The organism is Serratia nevei, assembly GCF_037948395.1.
GTDB lineage: Bacteria > Pseudomonadota > Gammaproteobacteria > Enterobacterales > Enterobacteriaceae > Serratia > Serratia nevei.
This window is the reverse complement of the sequence record NZ_CP149940.1, coordinates 4,801,497-4,821,992: the sequence shown is the minus strand read 5'-3', so window position 1 is coordinate 4,821,992 and position 20,496 is coordinate 4,801,497. Positions and strand designations below refer to the sequence as shown.

General features: G+C 64.6%; 4 protein-coding genes. 3 read left to right on the top strand and 1 reads right to left on the bottom strand.

The features are described from left to right. Positions 1–67 precede the first annotated feature (67 nt). From V8N38_RS23025 to V8N38_RS23015, 3 genes are all read left to right on the top strand, one after another. Positions 68–490: a CidA/LrgA family protein gene (locus V8N38_RS23025; RefSeq protein ID WP_004936830.1), complete on the top strand. Its 423-nt coding sequence runs from the start codon at positions 68–70 to the stop codon at positions 488–490. Beyond that, positions 483–1,172, top strand: a complete 690-nt coding sequence (locus V8N38_RS23020; protein ID WP_004936833.1) for an LrgB family protein — start codon at positions 483–485, stop codon at positions 1,170–1,172. The genes V8N38_RS23025 and V8N38_RS23020 overlap by 8 nt, the downstream gene beginning before the upstream one ends. Before the next feature lie 611 nt (positions 1,173–1,783). Beyond that, a complete protein-coding gene (locus tag V8N38_RS23015; RefSeq protein ID WP_339102205.1) occupies positions 1,784–19,636 on the top strand; it encodes an amino acid adenylation domain-containing protein in 17,853 nt (5,950 codons plus the stop codon). A gap of 49 nt (positions 19,637–19,685) precedes the next feature. Here V8N38_RS23015 and V8N38_RS23010 read toward each other — a convergent pair whose 3' ends face one another. Next, the gene (locus tag V8N38_RS23010; RefSeq protein WP_060441061.1) at positions 19,686–20,381 is read right to left on the bottom strand and encodes a CTP synthase; all 696 of its coding nucleotides are present in this window, start codon (positions 20,379–20,381) and stop codon (positions 19,686–19,688) included. Between the last annotated feature and the right edge of the window lie 115 nt (positions 20,382–20,496).

Below are 20,496 nucleotides of genomic sequence, written 5' to 3'. Positions count from 1 at the left end.
ATTTCAGGCGTGGTTTCCCGGCTGCGTATACTGTAGGCCGTCAATTTATTGTTTGAGGTCATCTTCCATGTCTCTGGCGTTACGCCGCGTTGCCCCCTCCCTGCTGACCCGTTTGCAGGTGCCGATTCAGGTGGCGTTGTATGCGGCGCTGTTCCTGATCGCCGATCGCCTGGTGCAACAATTCCACCTGCCGCTCCCCGCCAATATCGTCGGCATGCTGATGCTGCTGGCGCTGATCCTGCTGCGCATTCTGCCGCTGAGCTGGGTCAAGGCCGGCTCCCGCTGGCTGCTGGCGGAAATGCTGCTGTTCTTCGTGCCGGCGGTGGTGGCGGTGGTCAACTATGCCCAGCTGCTGATGGTCGAGGGCTGGAAGATCTTTCTGGTGATCGCGGTCAGCACAATGCTGACGCTGGGCGCCACCGGGCTGGTGGTGGACAGGGTGTATCGGCTGGAGATTTGGCTGCAGCGACGGAAGCAGCGCCATGAATGATTTTATCCTCAGCCTGGCCTGCTTTCTGGCGACGCTGGCGCTCTACTTCGCCAACAAGAAGCTGTACCGCCGCCGCCGCACGTTACTGCTGATGCCGCTGGTACTGACGCCGATGATCCTGGTGCTGCTGCTGGTGGTCACCCACATCTCCTATCAGGACTATATCGGTGAAACCCACTGGCTGCTGTGGCTGCTGGGGCCGGCGACCATCGCCTTTGCGGTGCCGGTGTACGAGAATCTGCACATCATCCGCCGCCACTGGCTGTCGCTGACCGCCGGGGTAACGACGGCGGTGCTGGTGGCGGTGTACAGCTCGGTGTGGCTGGCGCGCCTGCTGACGCTGCCGGAAGAGGTGCAGCGCAGCCTGGCGGTGCGTTCGATTACCACGCCGTTCGCGCTGGAGGCCGCCAAACAGATGGGCGGGCAGCCGGATCTGGTGGCGCTGTTCGTGGTGATCACCGGGGTGTTCGGCATGGCGGTGGGCGACATTCTGTTTCTGCGGCTGGCGGTGCGCAGCCGCCTGGCCAAGGGAGCCGGGTTTGGCGCCTCGTCGCACGGCGCCGGCACCGCCCGCGCTTATGAACTGGGGCCGCAGGAGGGCGTGGTGTCGAGCCTGGTGATGATGCTGGCCGGCATTATCACGGTGGTGGCCGCGCCGCTGATCGGCCGGCTGATGTGGTAAGACCTCTCGGGGCGGGCTCTGCCGCCCCATTTTACATTGTCTGTCGCTGGGAACGGTGCCGTCGATGAGCGCCCGAAAAAACGAAGAAATTTTTCAGCATAATTTTTCCCATCGTTATAACAAAAAACGATAGATGCGCCGCGGGCAAAATTGCCGTTCATTTTTAATGGTAATGAATTAATTGAGCAATAAATTATTATCATTAAAACAATAAAGTATAACTTATTGATATGGAGAGGCTCTTATCGTAAGTATTGTTGCACATTAACTGTGGTGAATAATACAAAAGAATATGAATTTCTCTCTAATTATATCGGATTAATACAAGAGGAATATGCTCGTCATCCCTGAGTAATATCGGGGAAATAAAATGGTCATTTATTCCCTTTCGCACATTTCGCCAAAAAAAATATCCTCTCCTATACTTCACAGCTCTACAAATTGAGGCACAGGGGGGAACCTCTGGATTAACCATTTCATTCTTTCTTAGTTGGGGGAGACCCAGCTTTTCTACGGTTTTTTATTCTGACTTGAACTGTCGGACGGCCAGGCTTTGCCTAAATCCGGACGGTCCCTTTCATTAACGTAATGAAAACGTGCTAGAGAATATTATGAACAAACAAACTGATGTGAAGAGTGGGGAATTCCGTACCGGTGCTCAGGCCGCGGCGGAGAAAGTCGAACTGCATGAAATGACTATCGCCCAGCGTGAACTCTGGCTGGGGGAAAACATTTCCAAAGAGTTGTCGTTCAATATCTGGGGCTATGGGCAGGTTGACGGGCCTCTCGACGTTAAGCTGCTGCGGCAAGCCATCGATGCCATCGTGGAAGAAACGCCGGCTCTGCAAGCGCATTTTGTGGAAAAAGACGGTGAGCTTTATCAATACCGCGCGCCACGCACCCATGAGCCGCTGTTCACTCTCGATCTCAGTAAGGAACCCGATCCCCTGCAGGCGGCCAGACGCTGGATGGTGGCGGATGCGGCGCTGCCGCGCCGCGCCACGGGAGAGGAACCTTTTAGTTTTTATGTGATTACGCTCGCCCCGCAGCGCTATGTCCTCTATCGGCGTTTCCACCATATGATCACCGACGGCCGCAGTGCCGAGGAAGTGATGCGGCGCATCGCGGCCTACTATAACGCGCTGGCGTCCGGCGGCGTCATCCCTGAATTCGCCAACTGCAATTTCTCTCTGCTTTATGAAAACGACATCAAATACCGCGACTCCTCACGCTTTTCTTCCGATCAGGCTTTTTGGCGGGAATATACTGCCGCTGCGCCGCAGAGTTTGTCGCGTAGAGCCATATTGACCCCGGACGCCGCGATGAACCGCAACACGCAGCTGCTGGAAAAAGAGGCATTGGATCAGCTGCAGCAACAAGCCGACAATATCGGCGTACACCGCGCACATATATTGGCCGCCGCCGTAGCATTATGTTTCTACAGCCTGACCGGCAGTGAATATCTTAATTTCAGCATGCCGGTGACCGGGACGAGAGAACGAAACAGTATTGGTATGACCTCTAACGTTGTCCCTTTGATTATCAAGGTTGAACCCCAGCTGAGCCTGGCCGAATTTATCCAAAAGGTTGCGGCCGAAATAGCAAAAGTGGTTCGCCATCAATTATATCGTGGGGAGGACATTCGGCGTGACAATGGCGCGACGGATTCCGCCTGGTTTGGCCCTTCAATTAACATTGTTTCTTTCGACCACGGCGATCCTTTCTGGGGATGCCGCACCCGTTGGTATTATGGCGGGAATATTCCGTCCGGCGATCTACAGATTATGCTGTATGAAGACCAGCAGGCGAATGAGCTGGACGTCACTTTTTCTGACGCCGCTTATGCAAATTCATTAGGCGATCTGGATGTTTTGCAGCGCCGTTTCCAGTTTATTTTACGGGCGCTGAACGCATCAACGGCGGGGACGATCGAGGCGTTGGATCGGCAAGTGGCGGCGCTGGCGGATGCCGAGGCCGGCGGCAGCTTTTACACCAACCGTCGGCAACCGCCTGCCGGCGGCATCATTCGTTGGGATCGCCCGGCTGAGGCGCTGCAGCGCCTGGTGAGCTCGCTGAGCCATGGCGCGGGATGCGCGGCGAAGATACTGCTGGCGGAGCGCGTGTTGGGCGTGACGGCGCTGCAGGCGGTGAACGATGAGCGGCAGGCCGAGCCCGGTACCCTGCTGCACGTCGAGGCCGACGGCTGGGTGATTGCCGCGAACCCCGGCGTGGTGCGCGTCGGGCCGTTCTTGCGTGCCGACGGATCGGTTCAGCCAGGCGATGCGCTGGCGCAGGCCTGCGGCCTGTCTGTCGGCTCGGTCTTGCCGACGATTAACGCTGCCGAAGCCTCGCTGTTAGGTGCGGCGTATGGCGCCAGCGCCGATAGCGCCGCTTTTTGGCAACCGCGTCTGACGCGTTATTATCCGGCGCCGTTCCCGCCGGGGCCTGGCCGCCAGGCGGAGCTTCCCGCACGCTGGCAGGCGACGGCCTGGCAGCGCCTGGAAAAAATTGCCGGCGAACAGGTACTGGCGGCAGCAACCCTTTATCTGGCGCGCATGTGCAATGAAACCGATTTTCAGCTGGGGTGGATCACCCCGGACGATCGGAATTGGGGTCGTTGGGCCCACCTGAGCGCGCGCGTGCTGCCGCTGCAGGTCTCTGTTGATCACACCGGCAATTTCCAGCAGGCGTTGGCCGCGCTGGAACAGGAATATAGCCAGCTGCGCGCTCATGCCGATTATCATCCCGCGTTGCTGATGCGCGATGCGGACCTGCGAGCGCCTCAGACTTGGCCGACGGCGGTATCGATCGTCAGCCGGCGCTCGGCGCAGGGGTTGCAGCCTGAAGACGAGGGGGTTGCCGCCATCATGGCTTCCGGCTCGCGCGCGGTATTGCAAATCTGCAAGGCTGACGGCGCTTTCCGTTGGGTTTACGACGCCGCCTCCGTGGCTGACGAACAGATGTTGCGTGCGACGCAACATCTGCTGATGCTGCTCAACGATGCGGTGAGGGCGGGTTCTCATCGTCGCACCGTCGGCGAACTCAGTCTGGTTTCCGAGGAAGAGCGCGCGCAGTTGCTGCAGGGCCTCAACCATACCGTCGCTTCACACTCGCCGGCGGCTTGTCTGCACCGGTTGTTCGAAGCACAGGTCAGACGGACGCCGGAGGCGATCGCGGTGACGTATGGCGATGACAGCCTGACCTACGCGGAATTGAATACCCAGGCGAACCGTTGGGCCCATCGGCTGGTACAGCTTGGCGTGCAGCCGGACAGCCTGGTGGCGCTGTGCGCCGGGCGCGGGCTGCCGATGCTGGTCGGGCTGCTGGGGATCCTCAAAGCCGGCGGCGCCTATGTGCCGCTGGATCCCGCTTATAGCGGCGAGCGGCTACAGTACATCCTGGCGGACTCAGCGCCGGTGCTGCTGTTGGCGGATGAGCTCGGCCGACAAGCGCTGGGTGACTGCGAGGTGCCGGTGCTGGCGCTGGAACAGCCACTGACGGGGGAAAGCGATGATCTGCAGGACGTCGGGGTGCGCCCGGCGCACCTGGCGTATGTGATTTATACCTCCGGCTCGACCGGCAAACCCAAAGGGGTGATGGTGGAGCACCGGCAGGTCGCGCGGTTGTTCAGCGCGACGAACGCCTGGTTCAACTTCAGCGCCGCCGACAGGTGGTGCCTGTTCCACTCATTCGCCTTCGACTTCTCCGTCTGGGAGATCTGGGGCGCCTGGCTGTATGGCGGCCAGCTGTTCATCGTACCGCAGGCGATCGCCCGCTCGGCGCCGGATTTTTATCATTTCGTCTGCCGCAGCGGCATCACGGTATTGAACCAGACGCCGAGCGCCTTCAAAGCCTTTATCCAGGCTCAGGCGCACAGCGAAGCGCGCCAGCAGCTACGCGAGATCGTGTTCGGTGGCGAAATGCTGAAGCCTTCCGATCTTGCGCCGTGGTTTGCTCGTCCAGAGAACCGGCAGACGCGGTTGATCAACATGTACGGTATCACCGAGACCACGGTGCATGTGACTTATCGGCCGCTGTCGGCGCAGGATACGGCGATCACCACCAGTCCGATCGGCAGCCGCATCCCGGATTTGCGCTTGTATCTGCTGGGCGCCGACGGCGAACCGGTGCCGATGGGGGCGATTGGCGAACTTTACGTCGGCGGCGAAGGGGTGGCGCGGGGTTACCTGAACCGGCCCGAATTGACGGCGGAACGTTTTCTCGATGATCCTTTCAACCGGGCGCCGGGTGCGCGCATGTATCGTACCGGCGATCTGGCGCGCTATCTGCCGGGGGGCGATATCGAATACCTGGGGCGCAATGACCAGCAGGTAAAAATCCGCGGTTTCCGCATCGAATGCGGCGAGGTGGAGGCACAGCTGAGTACCGATCCGCGCGTGCGCAGCGTAGCCGTGGACGCGATTGACGATGGCGACGGGGGCAAGCGACTGGTGGCGTGGGTGGTTCCGGCACCGGAAGCCGAACGCGCTACGCTGGCGACCGGGCTGCGTCAGCATCTGCAGGCGCGGCTGCCGGATTATATGGTGCCGGTGGCTTACGTTTGGTTGGAGGCGTTGCCGCTGACCGGCAACGGCAAATTGGACAAGCGGGCTCTGCCGGTGCCGCAGGTTGACGCCTATGTGCGTGAAGCCTATGCGCCGCCGCAGGGCGAGGCGGAAAACCTGCTGGCGGCTATCTGGCGCGAGCTGCTGGGCGTAGAGCGCGTCGGTCGCTATGACCACTTCTTCGAACTGGGCGGGCATTCGCTGATGGCGGTGCGCCTGGCTAACCGCGTGCAACAGGCCGGATGGCAGTTACCGTTGCAGGCGCTGTTCGCCAGCCCGGTACTGCACGTGCTGGCGCAGGCGCTGGAAGTTGCGCCGGCTCAGGAACCGCTGCCGATACTGCCGGTGGCGCGCGACGGCGAATTGCCCCTGTCGTTCGCCCAGCAACGCCTGTGGTTCCTGACCCAGTTGGAGGGGATGAGCGAAACCTACCATATCCCCCTGGCGCTGCGGTTGCACGGCCGGTTGGATCGGCAGGCGCTGCAACATAGTCTGGATACGCTCTATGCGCGTCACGAATCGCTGCGTAGCCGGTTCATCACCCGGGAAGATCGGCCACAGGTGCAGATTTTGCCGGCAAACGGGCTGCCGCTTGCGTTCCACGATCTGCGACGTCACCCCGCGCAAGCCGACACGCTGTGCCGTCAGGCGGCCACTCAACCGTTCGATTTGACGCAGGGGCCGCTGGTGCGCGCCGCGCTGATCCGCCTGGCGGATGAGGAGCACCTGTTCCTGCTCACCTGTCATCACATCGTCTCCGACGGTTGGTCGACCGGCATTCTGCTGCGTGAACTGGGGGCGTTGTACGGCGCTTTCCGTCGCGGCGATGCCGATCCGCTGCCGCTGCCGACGCTGCAATACCCGGATTACGCCGCCTGGCAGCGTCGCTATCTGACGCCGGAGCGGCTGGCGGCGCAGGCGCAATACTGGCGCGAAACGCTGAGCGGTGCGCCGGCGCTGCTGACGCTGCCGACCGACCGGCCGCGTCCGACGGTGCAGTCTTTCAGCGGCGGAGAGGTGCCGATCGCGATCGACGCCGAGCTGACGCAGGCGCTGCGGCAGTTCAGCCGGCAGCATGGCGGCACGCTGTTCATGACGGTGCTGGCGGCCTGGAGCCTGGTGCTGGCGCGCATGGCCGGGCAGCAGGAGCTGGTGATCGGCACGCCGGAGGCCAACCGTGGCCGGCTGGAAACCGAATCGCTGGTCGGCTTCTTCGTCAGTACGCTGGCGCTGCGCATCGATCTTCGCGACGATCCGGATCTGCCGACGCTGATCGCGCGGATCCGCCACACGGTGCTAACGGCGCAGGAAAATCGCGATCTGCCGTTCGAGCAGGTGGTGGAGCTGGTCAATCCGCCGCGCCACCTGGGCTATACCCCGCTGTTCCAGGTGATGCTGGCCTGGCAGGACGGCTCGGTGCGCGATATTCCGCTGCCTGGGCTGCAGGCCGAGTTGGCCGGGCTGGAATACAGCGCGGCGAAGTTTGATCTGACGCTCGATCTGGCCGATACCGGCGAAGGCATCAGCGGTACGCTGAACTTCGCCACGGCGTTGTTCGATCGCGCCACCGCCGAACGCTACGGCGTTTACCTGGTACAGGCGCTGCGGGCGATGACGTTGAATAGCCCACGGTCAGTATCCCATATCGATTTGTTGCCGCTCGCCGAACGGGAGCATCTGCTGCATGGCTGGAACCGCACCGAGCGTGACTACCCGCTGGATCAGACGCTGGCGGCGCTGTTCGAGCAGCAGGTGCGCCGCACGCCGGACGCCACCGCGCTGGTGAGCGGAGCGGAAAGCCTGAGCTACGCCCAGCTGAACGCCTGCGCCAACCGGCTGGCGCACGCGCTGATAGCGCGCGGCGTCGGCCCGGACAGCCGGGTGGCGGTGTGCGCCGAACGCGGCCTGCACATGGTGACGGCGCTGTTCGGTATCCTCAAGGCCGGCGGCGCCTATGTGCCGCTCGATCCGGCCTATCCGGGCGAACGCCTGCAGTACATCCTGCAGGATGCCGACCCGGTGCTGCTGCTGGCGGACGCCGCCGGCCGGGCGGCGCTGGGCGAGCCTGCGACGCCGCAGCTGGCGCTGGAGGCGGCGCTGCCGGATACGCTGAGCGCCGAGAACCCGGAACGGCGCGCGCAGGCGTCGCACCTGGCGTACGTGATTTACACCTCGGGCTCGACCGGTAAACCGAAGGGCGCGATGAATGAGCACCGCGGGGTGGTCAACCGGCTGGTGTGGATGCAGGAAGCCTACGGCCTGACGGCGGCGGACACGGTGCTGCAAAAAACGCCGTTCGGCTTCGACGTCTCGGTGTGGGAGTTCTTCTGGCCGCTGATGGTCGGCGCGCGTCTGGTGATGGCGAAGCCGGAAGGGCACAAGGATCCGGACTACCTGAGCCGCGCGATCGAACAGTACGGCGTCACCACGCTGCACTTCGTGCCGTCGATGCTGCAAAGCTTCCTGGCGGACGGGCAGGCGGCGACGCGCTGCGGCCAGGTGGTGCGGGTGATGTGCAGCGGGGAAGCGCTGCCGGCGGCGCTGGTGGCGGAGTTTTACCGCCGGCTGCCGCAGGCGGAGTTGCATAACCTGTATGGGCCGACGGAGGCGGCGGTGGACGTCACCGCCTGGCACTGTTCGCGGGAGGCGGACCGGGTGTCGGTGCCGATCGGGCGGCCGATCGCCAACACGCGTATCTACCTGCTGGACGAGCACGGGCAGCCGGTGCCGCTGGGGGCGGTGGGCGAGCTGTATATCGGCGGGGTGCAGGTGGCGCGGGGCTACCTGAACCGGCCTGAACTGACGGCGGAGCGCTTCCTGAGCGATCCGTTCGCGCCGGGCGGGCGGATGTACCGCACCGGCGACGTGGCGCGTTATCTGGCGAACGGCGACATCGAGTACCTGGGGCGCAATGACCAGCAGGTGAAAATCCGCGGCTTCCGCATCGAATGCGGGGAGATAGAGGCGGTGCTGGCGGCGCACCCGGCGGTGCGCGAAGCGGTGGTGGATGCGCGGGCGGTGGGCGACGACAAACGGCTGGTGGCGTGGGTGGTGCCGGCCGCCGGCGTGGCAGAAGAGACGCTGGCAGGCGCGCTGCGGCAGCATGTGAGCGCGGCGCTGCCGGACTATATGGTGCCGTCGGCCTGGGTGGTGGTGGCGGCGTTGCCGCTGTCGCCGAACGGCAAGCTGGATCGTCGGGCGTTGCCGGAGCCGCAGGGGGCGCAGAGCCAGGCAGCGTACGAAGCGCCGCAGGGTGAACACGAAACGCTGCTGGCGGCGATCTGGCGCGAACTGCTGAACGTGGAGCAGGTAGGTCGCCACGATAACTTCTTCGAGCTGGGGGGCCACTCGCTGCTGGCGGTGAAGTTGATGGCTCAGCTGCGGCGCGCCGGTTGGGGAGCGAACGTGCAGACGTTGTTCTCAACGCCGACGCTGTCGGCGCTAGCGCAGGCGATGAGCGCGCAAGGTGAGATCGACATACCGGAAAACCGGATTTTACCGGGCGGGGCCTCCATTACGCCGGAGATGTTGCCGCTGGCGACGCTGAGCCAGCCGGAAATCGACGCGGTGGTGGCGCAGGTGCCGGGCGGCGTGGCCAACGTACAGGACATCTACGCCTTGTCGCCGCTGCAGGAGGGGATTTTGTTCCACCATCTGCTGGCGGAACGGGGCGACCCGTACCAGCTGTCCGCGGTGCTGCGTTTCGACAGCCGTGCGCGCCTGGACGCCTGGCTGGCGGCGATGCAGCAGGTGATCGATCGCCATGACATTCTGCGCACTGCGTTCATCACGCAGGGCATGTCCTCGCCGGTGCAGGTGGTGTGGCGCAAGGCTGAGCTGGCGCTGAGCGAGCGGCGTTTCGATCCGGCTGACGGCCCGATTTGGCAACAGCTGGCGGCCAGCTTTGATCCGTTGCAGCAGCGGCAGGATCTGACCCGCGCGCCGCTGCTCAACTTTACCGTCACGCAGGAGGAGGACGGCAGCTGGTGCGCTTTGCAGCAGTGGCATCATCTGATTGGCGATCACTCCACGCTGGCCTTCATGGAGCAAGAGATCGGCGAGATCCTCGCCGGCCGTGGGGCACAGCTGGGCGTCGCCCAGCCGTTCCGCAATGCGGTGGCGCAGGCGCGCCTGGCTCTCAGCGAGGCGGAGCATGAAAGCTTCTTCCGCGACATGTTGGCAGATATCCGCGAGCCGGTGCTGCCGTTCGGCCTGAGCGACGTGCACGGCGAAGGGCGGCAAATCGCCTGCCGCTACCAGGCGCTCTCTTCGGCGCTGAACCTGCGGTTGCGGCGACAGGCGCGGCGGCTGGGCGTCAGCCTGGCCAGCCTGTGCCACCTGGCCTGGGCGCAGGTGCTGGCGAGCGTCAGCGGGCGAGACGCGGTCGTGTTCGGCACCGTATTGCTGGGGCGTCTGCAGGGCGGCGAAGGCGCGGAACGGGCATTGGGGTTGTTTATCAACACGTTGCCGCTGCGTCTGGATATCGATCGGCGAGGCGTGGAGACGGCGGCAAGAGAGGCACACGTGCGGCTGAGCGGGCTGCTGGCGCATGAACATGCGCCGCTGGCATTGGCGCAGCGCTGCAGCGGCGTCAGCCCTGGGGCGCCGCTGTTCAGCGCCTTGCTCAACTATCGCCACAACAACGGCGAAGCAGTGGCGTTGCCGGAAGGTGTCAGCCTGCTGAGCGCCGAAGAGCGTACCAACTATCCGTTCGTGTTATCGGTGGAGGACGGCGGCGATTCGCTGGGCGTGACGGCGCAGGTGACCGAGACGGTCGATGCCCAGCGGGTGTGTGACTATATGGTGCAGGCGCTGAGCTCACTGGCGCAAGCGCTGGAGCAGGCGCCGGAGACGCCGGTGTGTTCACTGGCGGTGGTGCCGGAGGCGGAACGCGAACTGCTGCTGCATGGCTGGAACCGCACCGAGCGTGACTACCCGCTGGATCAGACGCTGGCGGCGCTGTTCGAGCAGCAGGTGCGCCGCACGCCGGACGCCACCGCGCTGGTGAGCGGAGCGGAAAGCCTGAGCTACGCCCAGCTGAACGCCCGCGCCAACCGGCTGGCGCACGCGCTGATAGCTCGCGGCGTCGGCCCGGACAGCCGGGTGGCGGTGTGCGCCGAACGCGGCCTGAACATGGTGACGGCGCTGTTCGGTATCCTCAAGGCCGGCGGCGCCTATGTGCCGCTCGATCCGGCCTATCCGGGTGAACGCCTGCAGTACATCCTGCAGGATGCCGACCCGGTGCTGCTGCTGGCGGACGCCGCCGGCCGGGCGGCGCTGGGCGAGCCTGCGACGCCGCAGCTGGCGCTGGAGGCGGCGCTGCCGGATACGCTGAGCGCCGAGAACCCGGAACGGCGCGCGCAGGCGTCGCACCTGGCGTACGTGATTTACACCTCGGGCTCGACCGGTAAACCGAAGGGCGCGATGAATGAGCACCGCGGGGTGGTCAACCGGCTGGTGTGGATGCAGGAAGCCTACGGCCTGACGGCGGCGGACACGGTGCTGCAAAAAACGCCGTTCGGCTTCGACGTCTCGGTGTGGGAGTTCTTCTGGCCGCTGATGGTCGGCGCGCGTCTGGTGATGGCGAAGCCGGAAGGGCACAAGGATCCGGACTACCTGAGCCGCGCGATCGAACAGTACGGCGTCACCACGCTGCACTTCGTGCCGTCGATGCTGCAAAGCTTCCTGGCGGACGGGCAGGCGGCGACGCGCTGCGGCCAGGTGGTGCGGGTGATATGCAGCGGGGAAGCGCTGCCGGCGGCGCTGGTGGCGGAGTTTTACCGCCGGCTGCCGCAGGCGGAGTTGCATAACCTGTATGGGCCGACGGAGGCGGCGGTGGACGTTACCGCCTGGCACTGTTCGCGGGAGGCGGACCGGGTGTCGGTGCCGATCGGGCGGCCGATCGCCAACACGCGTATCTACCTGCTGGACGAGCACGGGCAACCGGTGCCGCTGGGGGCGGTGGGCGAGCTGTATATCGGCGGGGTGCAGGTGGCGCGGGGCTACCTGAACCGGCCTGAACTGACGGCGGAGCGTTTCCTTGCCGATCCGTTCGCGCCGGGCGGGCGGATGTACCGCACCGGCGACGTGGCGCGTTATCTGGCGAACGGCGACATCGAGTACCTGGGGCGCAATGACCAGCAGGTGAAAATCCGCGGCTTCCGCATCGAATGCGGGGAGATAGAGGCGGTGCTGGCGACGCACCCGGCGGTGCGCGAAGCGGTGGTGGATGCGCGGGCGGTGGGCGACGACAAACGGCTGGTGGCGTGGGTGGTGCCGGCCGCCGGCGTGGCGGAAGAGATGCTGGCAGGCGCGCTGCGGCAGCATGTGAGCGCGGCGCTACCGGACTATATGGTGCCGTCGGCCTGGGTGGTGGTGGCGGCGTTGCCGCTGTCGCCGAACGGCAAGCTGGAGCGGCGGGCGTTGCCGGAACCGCAGGGGGCGCAGAGCCAGGCAGCGTACGAAGCGCCGCAGGGTGAACACGAAACGCTGCTGGCGGCGATCTGGCGCGAGCTGCTGAACGTGGAGCAGGTAGGTCGCCACGATAACTTCTTCGAACTGGGAGGGCACTCGCTGTTGGCGGTACGTCTGACCAACCGTCTGCAGCAGGTGGAATGGCAGCTGCCGTTGCAGACCCTGTTCGCCAACCCGACGCTGCTGGCGTTGGCGCAGCAACTGCGGAGAACCGATGAGGCGCTGCCGCCGATCGAGGCTATGCCACGCGGCGCCGAGTTGCCGCTGTCGTTTGCCCAGCAGCGTTTGTGGTTCCTGACGCAGTTGGAAGGCCTGAGTGAAACTTACCATATTCCCCTGGCGCTGAGCCTGCGCGGCGAGCTGGATCTGCCCGCCTGGCGGCAGAGCCTGGATGCGCTCTATGCCCGCCACGAAGCGTTGCGCAGCCGGTTTGTCACCGTCGAGGGGCAGCCGCAGGCGCACATTCTGCCGGCAGACGCGCTGCCGTTGACGGTTCACGATCTGCGTGGGCGGCAGGATGCTCAGAGCCAGGCGCGGCAACTGGCGCAGCGCCTGACGGAGGCGCCTTTCGATTTGACGCAGGGGCCGCTGGTGCGCGCCGCGCTGATCCGCCTGGCGGATGAGGAACATCTGTTCCTGCTCACCTGTCATCACATCATCTCCGACGGTTGGTCGACCGGCATTCTGCTGCGTGAACTGGGGGCGTTGTACGGGGCTTTCCGTCGCGGCGATGCCGATCCGCTGCCGCCGCTGACGCTGCAATACCCGGATTACGCCGCCTGGCAGCGTCGCTATCTGACGCCGGAGCGGCTGGCGGCGCAGGCGCAATACTGGCGCGAAACGCTGAGCGATGCGCCGGCGCTGCTGACGCTGCCGACCGACCGGCCGCGTCCGACGGTGCAGTCTTTCAGCGGCGGGGAGGTGCCGATCGCGATCGACGCCGAGCTGACGCAGGCGCTGCGGCAGTTCAGCCGACAGCATGGCGGCACGCTGTTCATGACGGTGCTGGCGGCCTGGAGCCTGGTGCTGGCGCGCATGGCCGGGCAGCAGGAGCTGGTGATCGGCACGCCGGAGGCCAACCGTGGCCGGCTGGAAACCGAATCGCTGGTCGGCTTCTTCGTCAGCACGCTGGCGCTGCGCATCGATCTTCGCGACGATCCGGATCTGCCGACGCTGATCGCGCGGATCCGCCACACGGTGCTGGCGGCACGGGAAAATCGCGATCTGCCGTTCGAGCAGGTGGTGGAGCTGGTCAATCCGCCGCGCCACCTGGGCTATACCCCGCTGTTCCAGGTGATGCTGGCCTGGCAGGACGGCTCGGTGCGCGATATCTCGCTGCCTGGGCTGCAGGCCGAGAGTGCCGAGTTGGGCTATCAGATCGCCAAGTATGATTTGACGCTCGATCTGGCGGAGCGCGACGAGCAAATCAGCGGTACGCTGAACTTCGCCACCGCGCTGTTCGACCGCGCTACCGCCGAGCGTTACGGCGTTTACCTGGTGCAGGTGTTGCGGGCGATGGCGACAAATGCTACGCAGCCTGCGTCGCATCTCGAGCTGCTGCCGGCTGCCGAGCGCGAACTGTTGTTGTACGGCTGGAACCGAACCGCGGAAGTTTATCCGGCGCAGAGCAGTGCCCACGTCCTGTTTGAACAGTGGGCGCAGCGCACGCCGGACGCCGTTGCGGTGGTGAACGATCGGGACAGCCTGAGCTATGCCCAATTGAACGCCCACGCCAACCAACTGGCGCACCAACTCATCGCACAGGGCGTGCGCCCGGGCGATCGCGTGGCCACGTCGCTCGAACGCAGCGTTTCTCTGGTCATCGCCCAGTTGGCGATCCTCAAGGCGGGGGCCGCTTATGTGCCGCTCGATCCGCACCTGCCCGTTGCGCGGCAGGCGTGGATCATCGGCGACAGCGGGGCGTCGTTGATCCTGTGCGATCGCGATCTCGACCGCGAGATAGCCGGCGAGATCGCATGCCTGCGTATCGATCGGCTGCGGCAGAATCCGACCCACGATCCGGCGGTGCCTCGCGCCGGCGACGCACCGGCCTACATCATGTATACCTCGGGCTCGACCGGTACGCCTAAAGGCGTCATGGTGACGCATCAAGGCATCCTCCGGCTGGCGATCAACAACCGTTTTGCGTCGTTTGAACGCGGCGATCGCTTCGCTTTCGCCGCCAATCCGGCGTTTGACGCCAGCACGCTGGAAATGTGGGGAGCCCTGTTGAATGGCGCCAGTCTGGCGATCATTGCGCCGGAAGTGTTGACGGAAGCCGAGGCGTTGGCGGCGGCGCTGGTGCGGCAAGGGATTAACGTCTTGTTCCTGACCACCTCGTTGTTTAACCAATATGTCCATAGCATCGCCGCGACGCTGGCGCAGTTGAAATATCTGCTGAGCGGCGGTGAAGCGGCGGATCCGCACGCCTTTGCCCGCATGCTGAAAGAGGCTGGGCCGGTACGGCTGATCAACGGTTATGGGCCGACCGAGTGTACGGTGTTTGCCACGACGGCCACGATCGAGCGGGTGGATCCCTGGCAGCGTTTGCCTATCGGGCGGCCGATCGGCAATACGCGGATTTATCTGCTGGATGCGCACGGGCAACCGGTGCCGCTCGGCGCGACCGGCGAGATCTACATCGCCGGCCCCGGGGTGGCGCTGGGTTATCTCAACCGCGCAGAGTTAACGGCAGAGCGATTCCTGGCGGATCCGTTTAACCCAGGCGAGCGGATGTACCGCACCGGCGATCTGGCGCGCTATCTGCCGGACGGCAATATCGACTACCTGGGACGCAACGATCGGCAGGTGAAAATTCGCGGCTTCCGCATCGAATGCGGTGAGATCGAGGCGCGAGTGGCCGGTCACCCGGCGGTGCGCGAAGCGGTGGTGGATGTCCTCGGCGAAGCGGACACTAAGCGGCTGGTGGCCTGGGTGGTGCCGGAGGCTGATGCGGATCGCCAGACGTTGGCGGTGACGCTGCGACAGTATCTGGCGGGGATGTTGCCGGAGTTTATGCTGCCGGCGGCCTGGGTGGCGCTGGATACGCTACCGCTGACGCCGAACGGCAAACTGGATCGGCGTGCGCTGCCTGAGCCGCAGGAGGACGCCTACGTGCGTGAGGTTTACGCCGAACCTGAAGGCGAACTGGAAACGCTGCTGGCGGGGATCTGGCGCGAGCTGCTGGGCCTTGAGCGGGTCGGGCGCCACGATAACTTCTTCGAATTGGGCGGCCACTCGCTGCTGGCGGTGAAGTTGATGGCGCAGCTGCGCCGTGTCGGGCTGAGCGCCGGGGTGCAAACGCTGTTCACCGCGCCGACGCTGTCAACGCTGGCGCAGACGTTGGTCACGCAGCAAGAAGTGAGCGTGCCGGTCAACGGTATCCTACCGGGCTGCGTAGCCATTACGCCGGAGATGTTGCCGCTGGCGACGCTGAGCCAGCCGGAGATCGACGCGGTGGTGGCGCAGGTGCCGGGCGGCGTGGCCAACGTACAGGACATCTACGCCTTGTCGCCGCTGCAGGAGGGGATTTTGTTCCACCATCTGCTGGCAGAACGGGGCGACCCGTACCAGCTGTCCGCGGTGCTGCGTTTCGACAGCCGTGCGCGCCTGGACGCCTGGCTGGCGGCGATGCAGCAGGTGATCGATCGCCATGACATTCTGCGCACCGCGTTCATCACGCAGGGCGTGTCCTCGCCGGTGCAGGTGGTGTGGCGCAAGGCCGAGTTGTCGCTGCGAGAACTGCGGCTCAATCCGGCGGAGGGCGAGATCGGTTCGCGGCTGACGGCGTTGTTTGATCCGCGCCGCGTGCGGCCTGACCTGACGCGCGCACCGTTGCTGAGCTTTGTCGCCGCACAGGGGGAAGAAGGCAGTTGGTGCGTGCTCCAGCAGTGGCATCACCTGATCGGCGACCACTCGACCCTGGCGGTGATGCAGGAGGAGATCAACCTGATCCTGGCCGGGCGCGGGGACGAACTGGCCAAGGCGCCGCCGTTCCGCAACGCGGTGGCGCAGGCAAGGCTCGGCGTCAGCAAGGCCGAACACGAACAGTTCTTCCGCACGATGCTGGCGGATATCGATGAACCGTCGTTGCCGTTCGGCCTGAGCGACGTGCATGGCGAAGGGCGGGATATCTCGACGGCGCACCTGGCCTTACCGCATGCGCTCAACCAACAGCTGCGGCGGCAGGCGCGGCGGCTGGGCGTCAGCCTGGCCAGCCTGTGCCACCTGGCCTGGGCGCAGGTGTTGGCGCGCGCTACCGGCCGCGATGAGGTGGTGTTCGGCACCGTATTGTTGGGCCGCATGCAGGCCGGAGACGGGGCGGAACGGGCGCTCGGATTGTTTATCAATACTCTGCCGCTACGGCTGGATGTCAACGAGGTCGGCGCGGAATCGGCGGTGTTGCAGGCGCACATCCGGCTGAGCGGGCTGCTGGCCCATGAGCATGCGCCGCTGGCGTTGGCGCAGCGCTGCAGCGGCGTCGCCGCGGGCACGCCGCTGTTCAGTGCCCTGCTGAACTACCGGCATAACAGCGGCGAGGACACCGCATTGCCGACCGGCGTGACGCTGCTCGATAGCCAGGAACGCACCAACTATCCGTTCGTGCTGTCGGTCGAGGATGGAGGTGATTCGCTGGGCCTGACGGCGCAGGTCAGGCAGCCGATTGAAGCGCAGCGCGTGTGCGGCTATATGGCGCAGGCGTTGAGCGCATTGGCGCAGGCATTGGAGCAGGCGCCTCAGACACCGGTCTGCGAACTGGAGGTAATGCCGGATGAAGAGTATGCGCTGCAGCTGTGCCGCTGGAATCATACGGCGGAAGCTTACCCGGCGGATACCTGCGTGCACGAACTGTTTGAACAGCAGGCGCGGCAGACGCCGCAGGCCATCGCTTTGATTCAGGATGCGCAACGGCTCAGCTACGCACAGTTGAATGCGCGCGCCAACCGGTTGGCGCATCGGCTGATTGAGCGCGGCGTACAACCGGGCGACCGGGTCGCGGTGCGGCTGGCGCGCAGCATCGAACTGGTCTGCGCCCAATTGGCGGTAATCAAGGCCGGGGCGGCGTATGTCCCTATCGATCCGCAACTGCCGGCCGCGCGTCAGGCGTGGATCGCCGATGACAGCGGCGCCTGCCTGATGCTGACGGACGCCGTCGGCGACGAAGGCATTCCGCAGCTGACGGTCGAGGATCGCGAAGCTGAAGGTCATGTCGGTAACCCGGCGTTGCGCGTGTCGAGCGGCGCGACGGCCTACATCATGTATACCTCCGGCTCGACCGGTACGCCGAAAGGCGTCATGACGCCGCACCAGGGGATCACGCGTCTGGTGCGCAACAACCGCTACGCCGCCTTTGACGCCGACGACCGCATCGCCTTTGCCGCCAACCCGGCGTTTGATGCCAGCACGATGGAGGTTTGGGCCGCTCTGTTGAATGGCGGTGCGCTGGTGGTGATCGCGCCGGAAGTGATGATGGAGGCCGAGCGTCTGGCGGCCGAACTGCAACGCCATCGCATCACCACGCTGTTCTTGACTACCGCGCTGTTCAATCAGTATGTGCACAGCATCAGCGGCGCACTGGCGCAGTTGAAATATCTGATTAGCGGAGGGGAGAAAGAGGATCCGGGCGCTTATGCGCGGCTGTTGCAAGAGCGGGGGCCGGTGCACCTGATCCATGCCTATGGGCCGACGGAGACCACCACCTTTGCGACAACGGCACGTATCGAGCGGGCTGAAGGGGAGGCGCGCTTGCCGATTGGGAAACCGATCGGCAATACCCGCGCTTACTTGCTGGACGCCCGCGGGCGCCCGGTGCCGATGGGGGCGGTGGGGGAATTGCACATCGGCGGCGTGGGGGTGGCGTTGGGCTACCTGAACCGACCGGAACTGACGGCACAGCGCTTCCTGAGCGATCCGTTCAATCCGGTCGGTGGCGGCCGCATGTATCGCACCGGCGATCTGGCGCGTTATTTGCCGGACGGCAGTCTTGAATACCAGGGGCGATGCGATCAGCAGATCAAGCTGCGCGGGTTCCGCATCGAACCGGGCGAGATTGAGGTGCAGCTGGCGGCGAGCCCGTGGGTGCGGGAAGCGGTGGTGCAGGTTTGTTCGACGGAACATCATCCGCGCCTGGTCGCCTGGATCGTACCGACGGCCGACGCTGACCGCAGCGTGTTGCAGGGACAGCTACGGGCCTATCTGAGCGAACGTTTGCCGGAGTACATGGTGCCGTCGGCTTATGTCTGGCTGGATGCGCTGCCGTTGACCGCCAACGGCAAGCTGGATCGGCGCGCCTTGCCGGAGCCGGAGCGCGCGGCAGTCGGCACTCGGGAGTATGCGGCGCCTCAGGGGGAGACCGAAACGACGCTGGCGCGGGTATGGTGTGAGCTGCTCGAGATTGGCCAGATAGGGCGTCACGACAATTTCTTCGAGCTCGGTGGCCATTCGCTGCTGGCGGTGCGTCTTTCCAGCCAGCTGCGTCAGCAAGGCATCACCTTGCCGGTACAGGCGATCTTCAACCATCCGATATTGGCCGAGCTGGCCGAGCGGATAGATCGTCGCACCGCCGAGGCTCCGTTGCGTAAAGCGGTGCCGGCTCGCAGCAGCGGCAGCCGGCCGCCGCTGTTCTTCGTCCCGACCGGCTTTGGCGACCACTCCTACGTGTTTGAATTGGCCAAGGAGATCGACGAGACCTTCCCGGTCTACGCCGTGCCGTGGCCGGCGGTGGAGGAGAAGCCGGCCACCATGTCCGATATGGCCGCCAGCGCCGTGGCGTTGATTCGCGAAGTGCAGCCGCAGGGGCCATACCATCTGGCGGGGTACTCTTCCGGCGGGGTGTTGGCCTATGCCATCGCCGAGCAGCTGCAATCGGCCGGGGAAGCGGTCGCTTTCCTGGGGTTGATCGACACGTTGCGGCCGGTGGCGGCGATGCACAGCCCGGTCCAGCTGTTGCTGAACTGGGTGGAGTCAACGCAGGAAAGGCCGGATCCGCAGTTCTGTCAGCAGTTGGCTGAGCTGCCGTTGCCGGAGGCGATTGCGGCCGTGCAACGCGCCGGGATCAAGACTCAGCGTGAGGAAGTGGCCGACGAGGCGGCGCTCTGGCAGCAGCGGCACCACTACGCCAAACTGGTGGAAGCGACCCTGGTGCAGCCCGCATCGCTGAAAATCCATCTGTTCAAGGCGAAGCAGGAGCAGGTTTCCGTCAATTCGCAGAACGCACAGTTCCAGGCGTATTGGCAGAAGATCAAGCAGGCGGGATATTGCCGCGAAGACGCTTCCGCGTTGGGATGGGATAAGCTGCTGCCGCCGGCGACCGTCCGCGTCAGCCAGGTCAACGGCGACCATGTGTCGATGATGGAGCATCCGGTTCATCGGCGTGAGCTGGGGCAACACTTCAATCTGGCGTTGCGCGAGCTCGGACAGGCGTAAGCCGGCGGGATGTATCCGATGAGAAAGCCCTCGCAAGAGGGCTTTTTTTTTACCCGTTGGCGGCGGTTTTGACGAGCTCCACCACCAGCGGTGATAGCTCGCCGCGCAGCGCGGCGCGTTCCGACTGGAACAGCGTAGCGACGTAAAAACGGTGAGCCGGCAGTTCGATGGCGCGCACGTCGCCTTCGCTGTCGTGGCCGCTGATGACCAGCGGGAAGCGTTGCAGATCGACGACGAATTCCGGATTGACGCCGAAGTTGCAGTGGTAGCCTTCATGGGTGTTCAGGCTGCCGTAGGCCCGTGCGACGCGGGTGTCAGGCTGGAAAACGATGTCGCCGGTTTTTTCCACCAGCGAGCAGCTAAGCGGAGCGATCACCAGCCGGCCACCGCTGTCGGTTTCCGCATGACCGGCGTCGTGCCAGCCCATCACGTTGCGGGCGTACTCGACGATCGCGTATTGAAAACCGCCGCAGGAGCCGAGGAACGGCACGTCGTTTTCCCGCGCATGACGGATCGCCATAAAGGCACCGTCGTCGTGACGATACGGGCTGCCCGGCACCACCCAGATGGCGTCGAAATCTTGTAGGACGTCGGGGGAGGTCAGGGTGTCGGTCGGTAGCCACTGGGGCTGCACGTCGATATCGAGGTGGGCGGCGGTGAGCTGGAGCGCTACGGGGATGGCCTGATGGGCCACGGCTTGCGGGGTGTAATCACCGACCAGAGCAATGCGGACTTGAGCTTTCATCATTTCCTTTCCTGTGCGGGTAAAAAAGGAGATTACAGGAAAGCGGGATCGTGAACCGCAGATTTTTTAAACGCTGCGCACAAAAAAGCCCGGCGTCGGCCGGGCTGGAAAAAGG

Coding starts and splice junctions, on each gene's coding strand:
- V8N38_RS23020 (WP_004936833.1), top strand. CDS start 483: ATGAATGATTTTATCCTCAGCCTGGCCTGCTTTCTGGCGACGCTGGCG.
- V8N38_RS23015 (WP_339102205.1), top strand. CDS start 1,784: ATGAACAAACAAACTGATGTGAAGAGTGGGGAATTCCGTACCGGTGCT.
- V8N38_RS23025 (WP_004936830.1), top strand. CDS start 68: ATGTCTCTGGCGTTACGCCGCGTTGCCCCCTCCCTGCTGACCCGTTTG.
- V8N38_RS23010 (WP_060441061.1), bottom strand. CDS start 20,381: ATGAAAGCTCAAGTCCGCATTGCTCTGGTCGGTGATTACACCCCGCAA.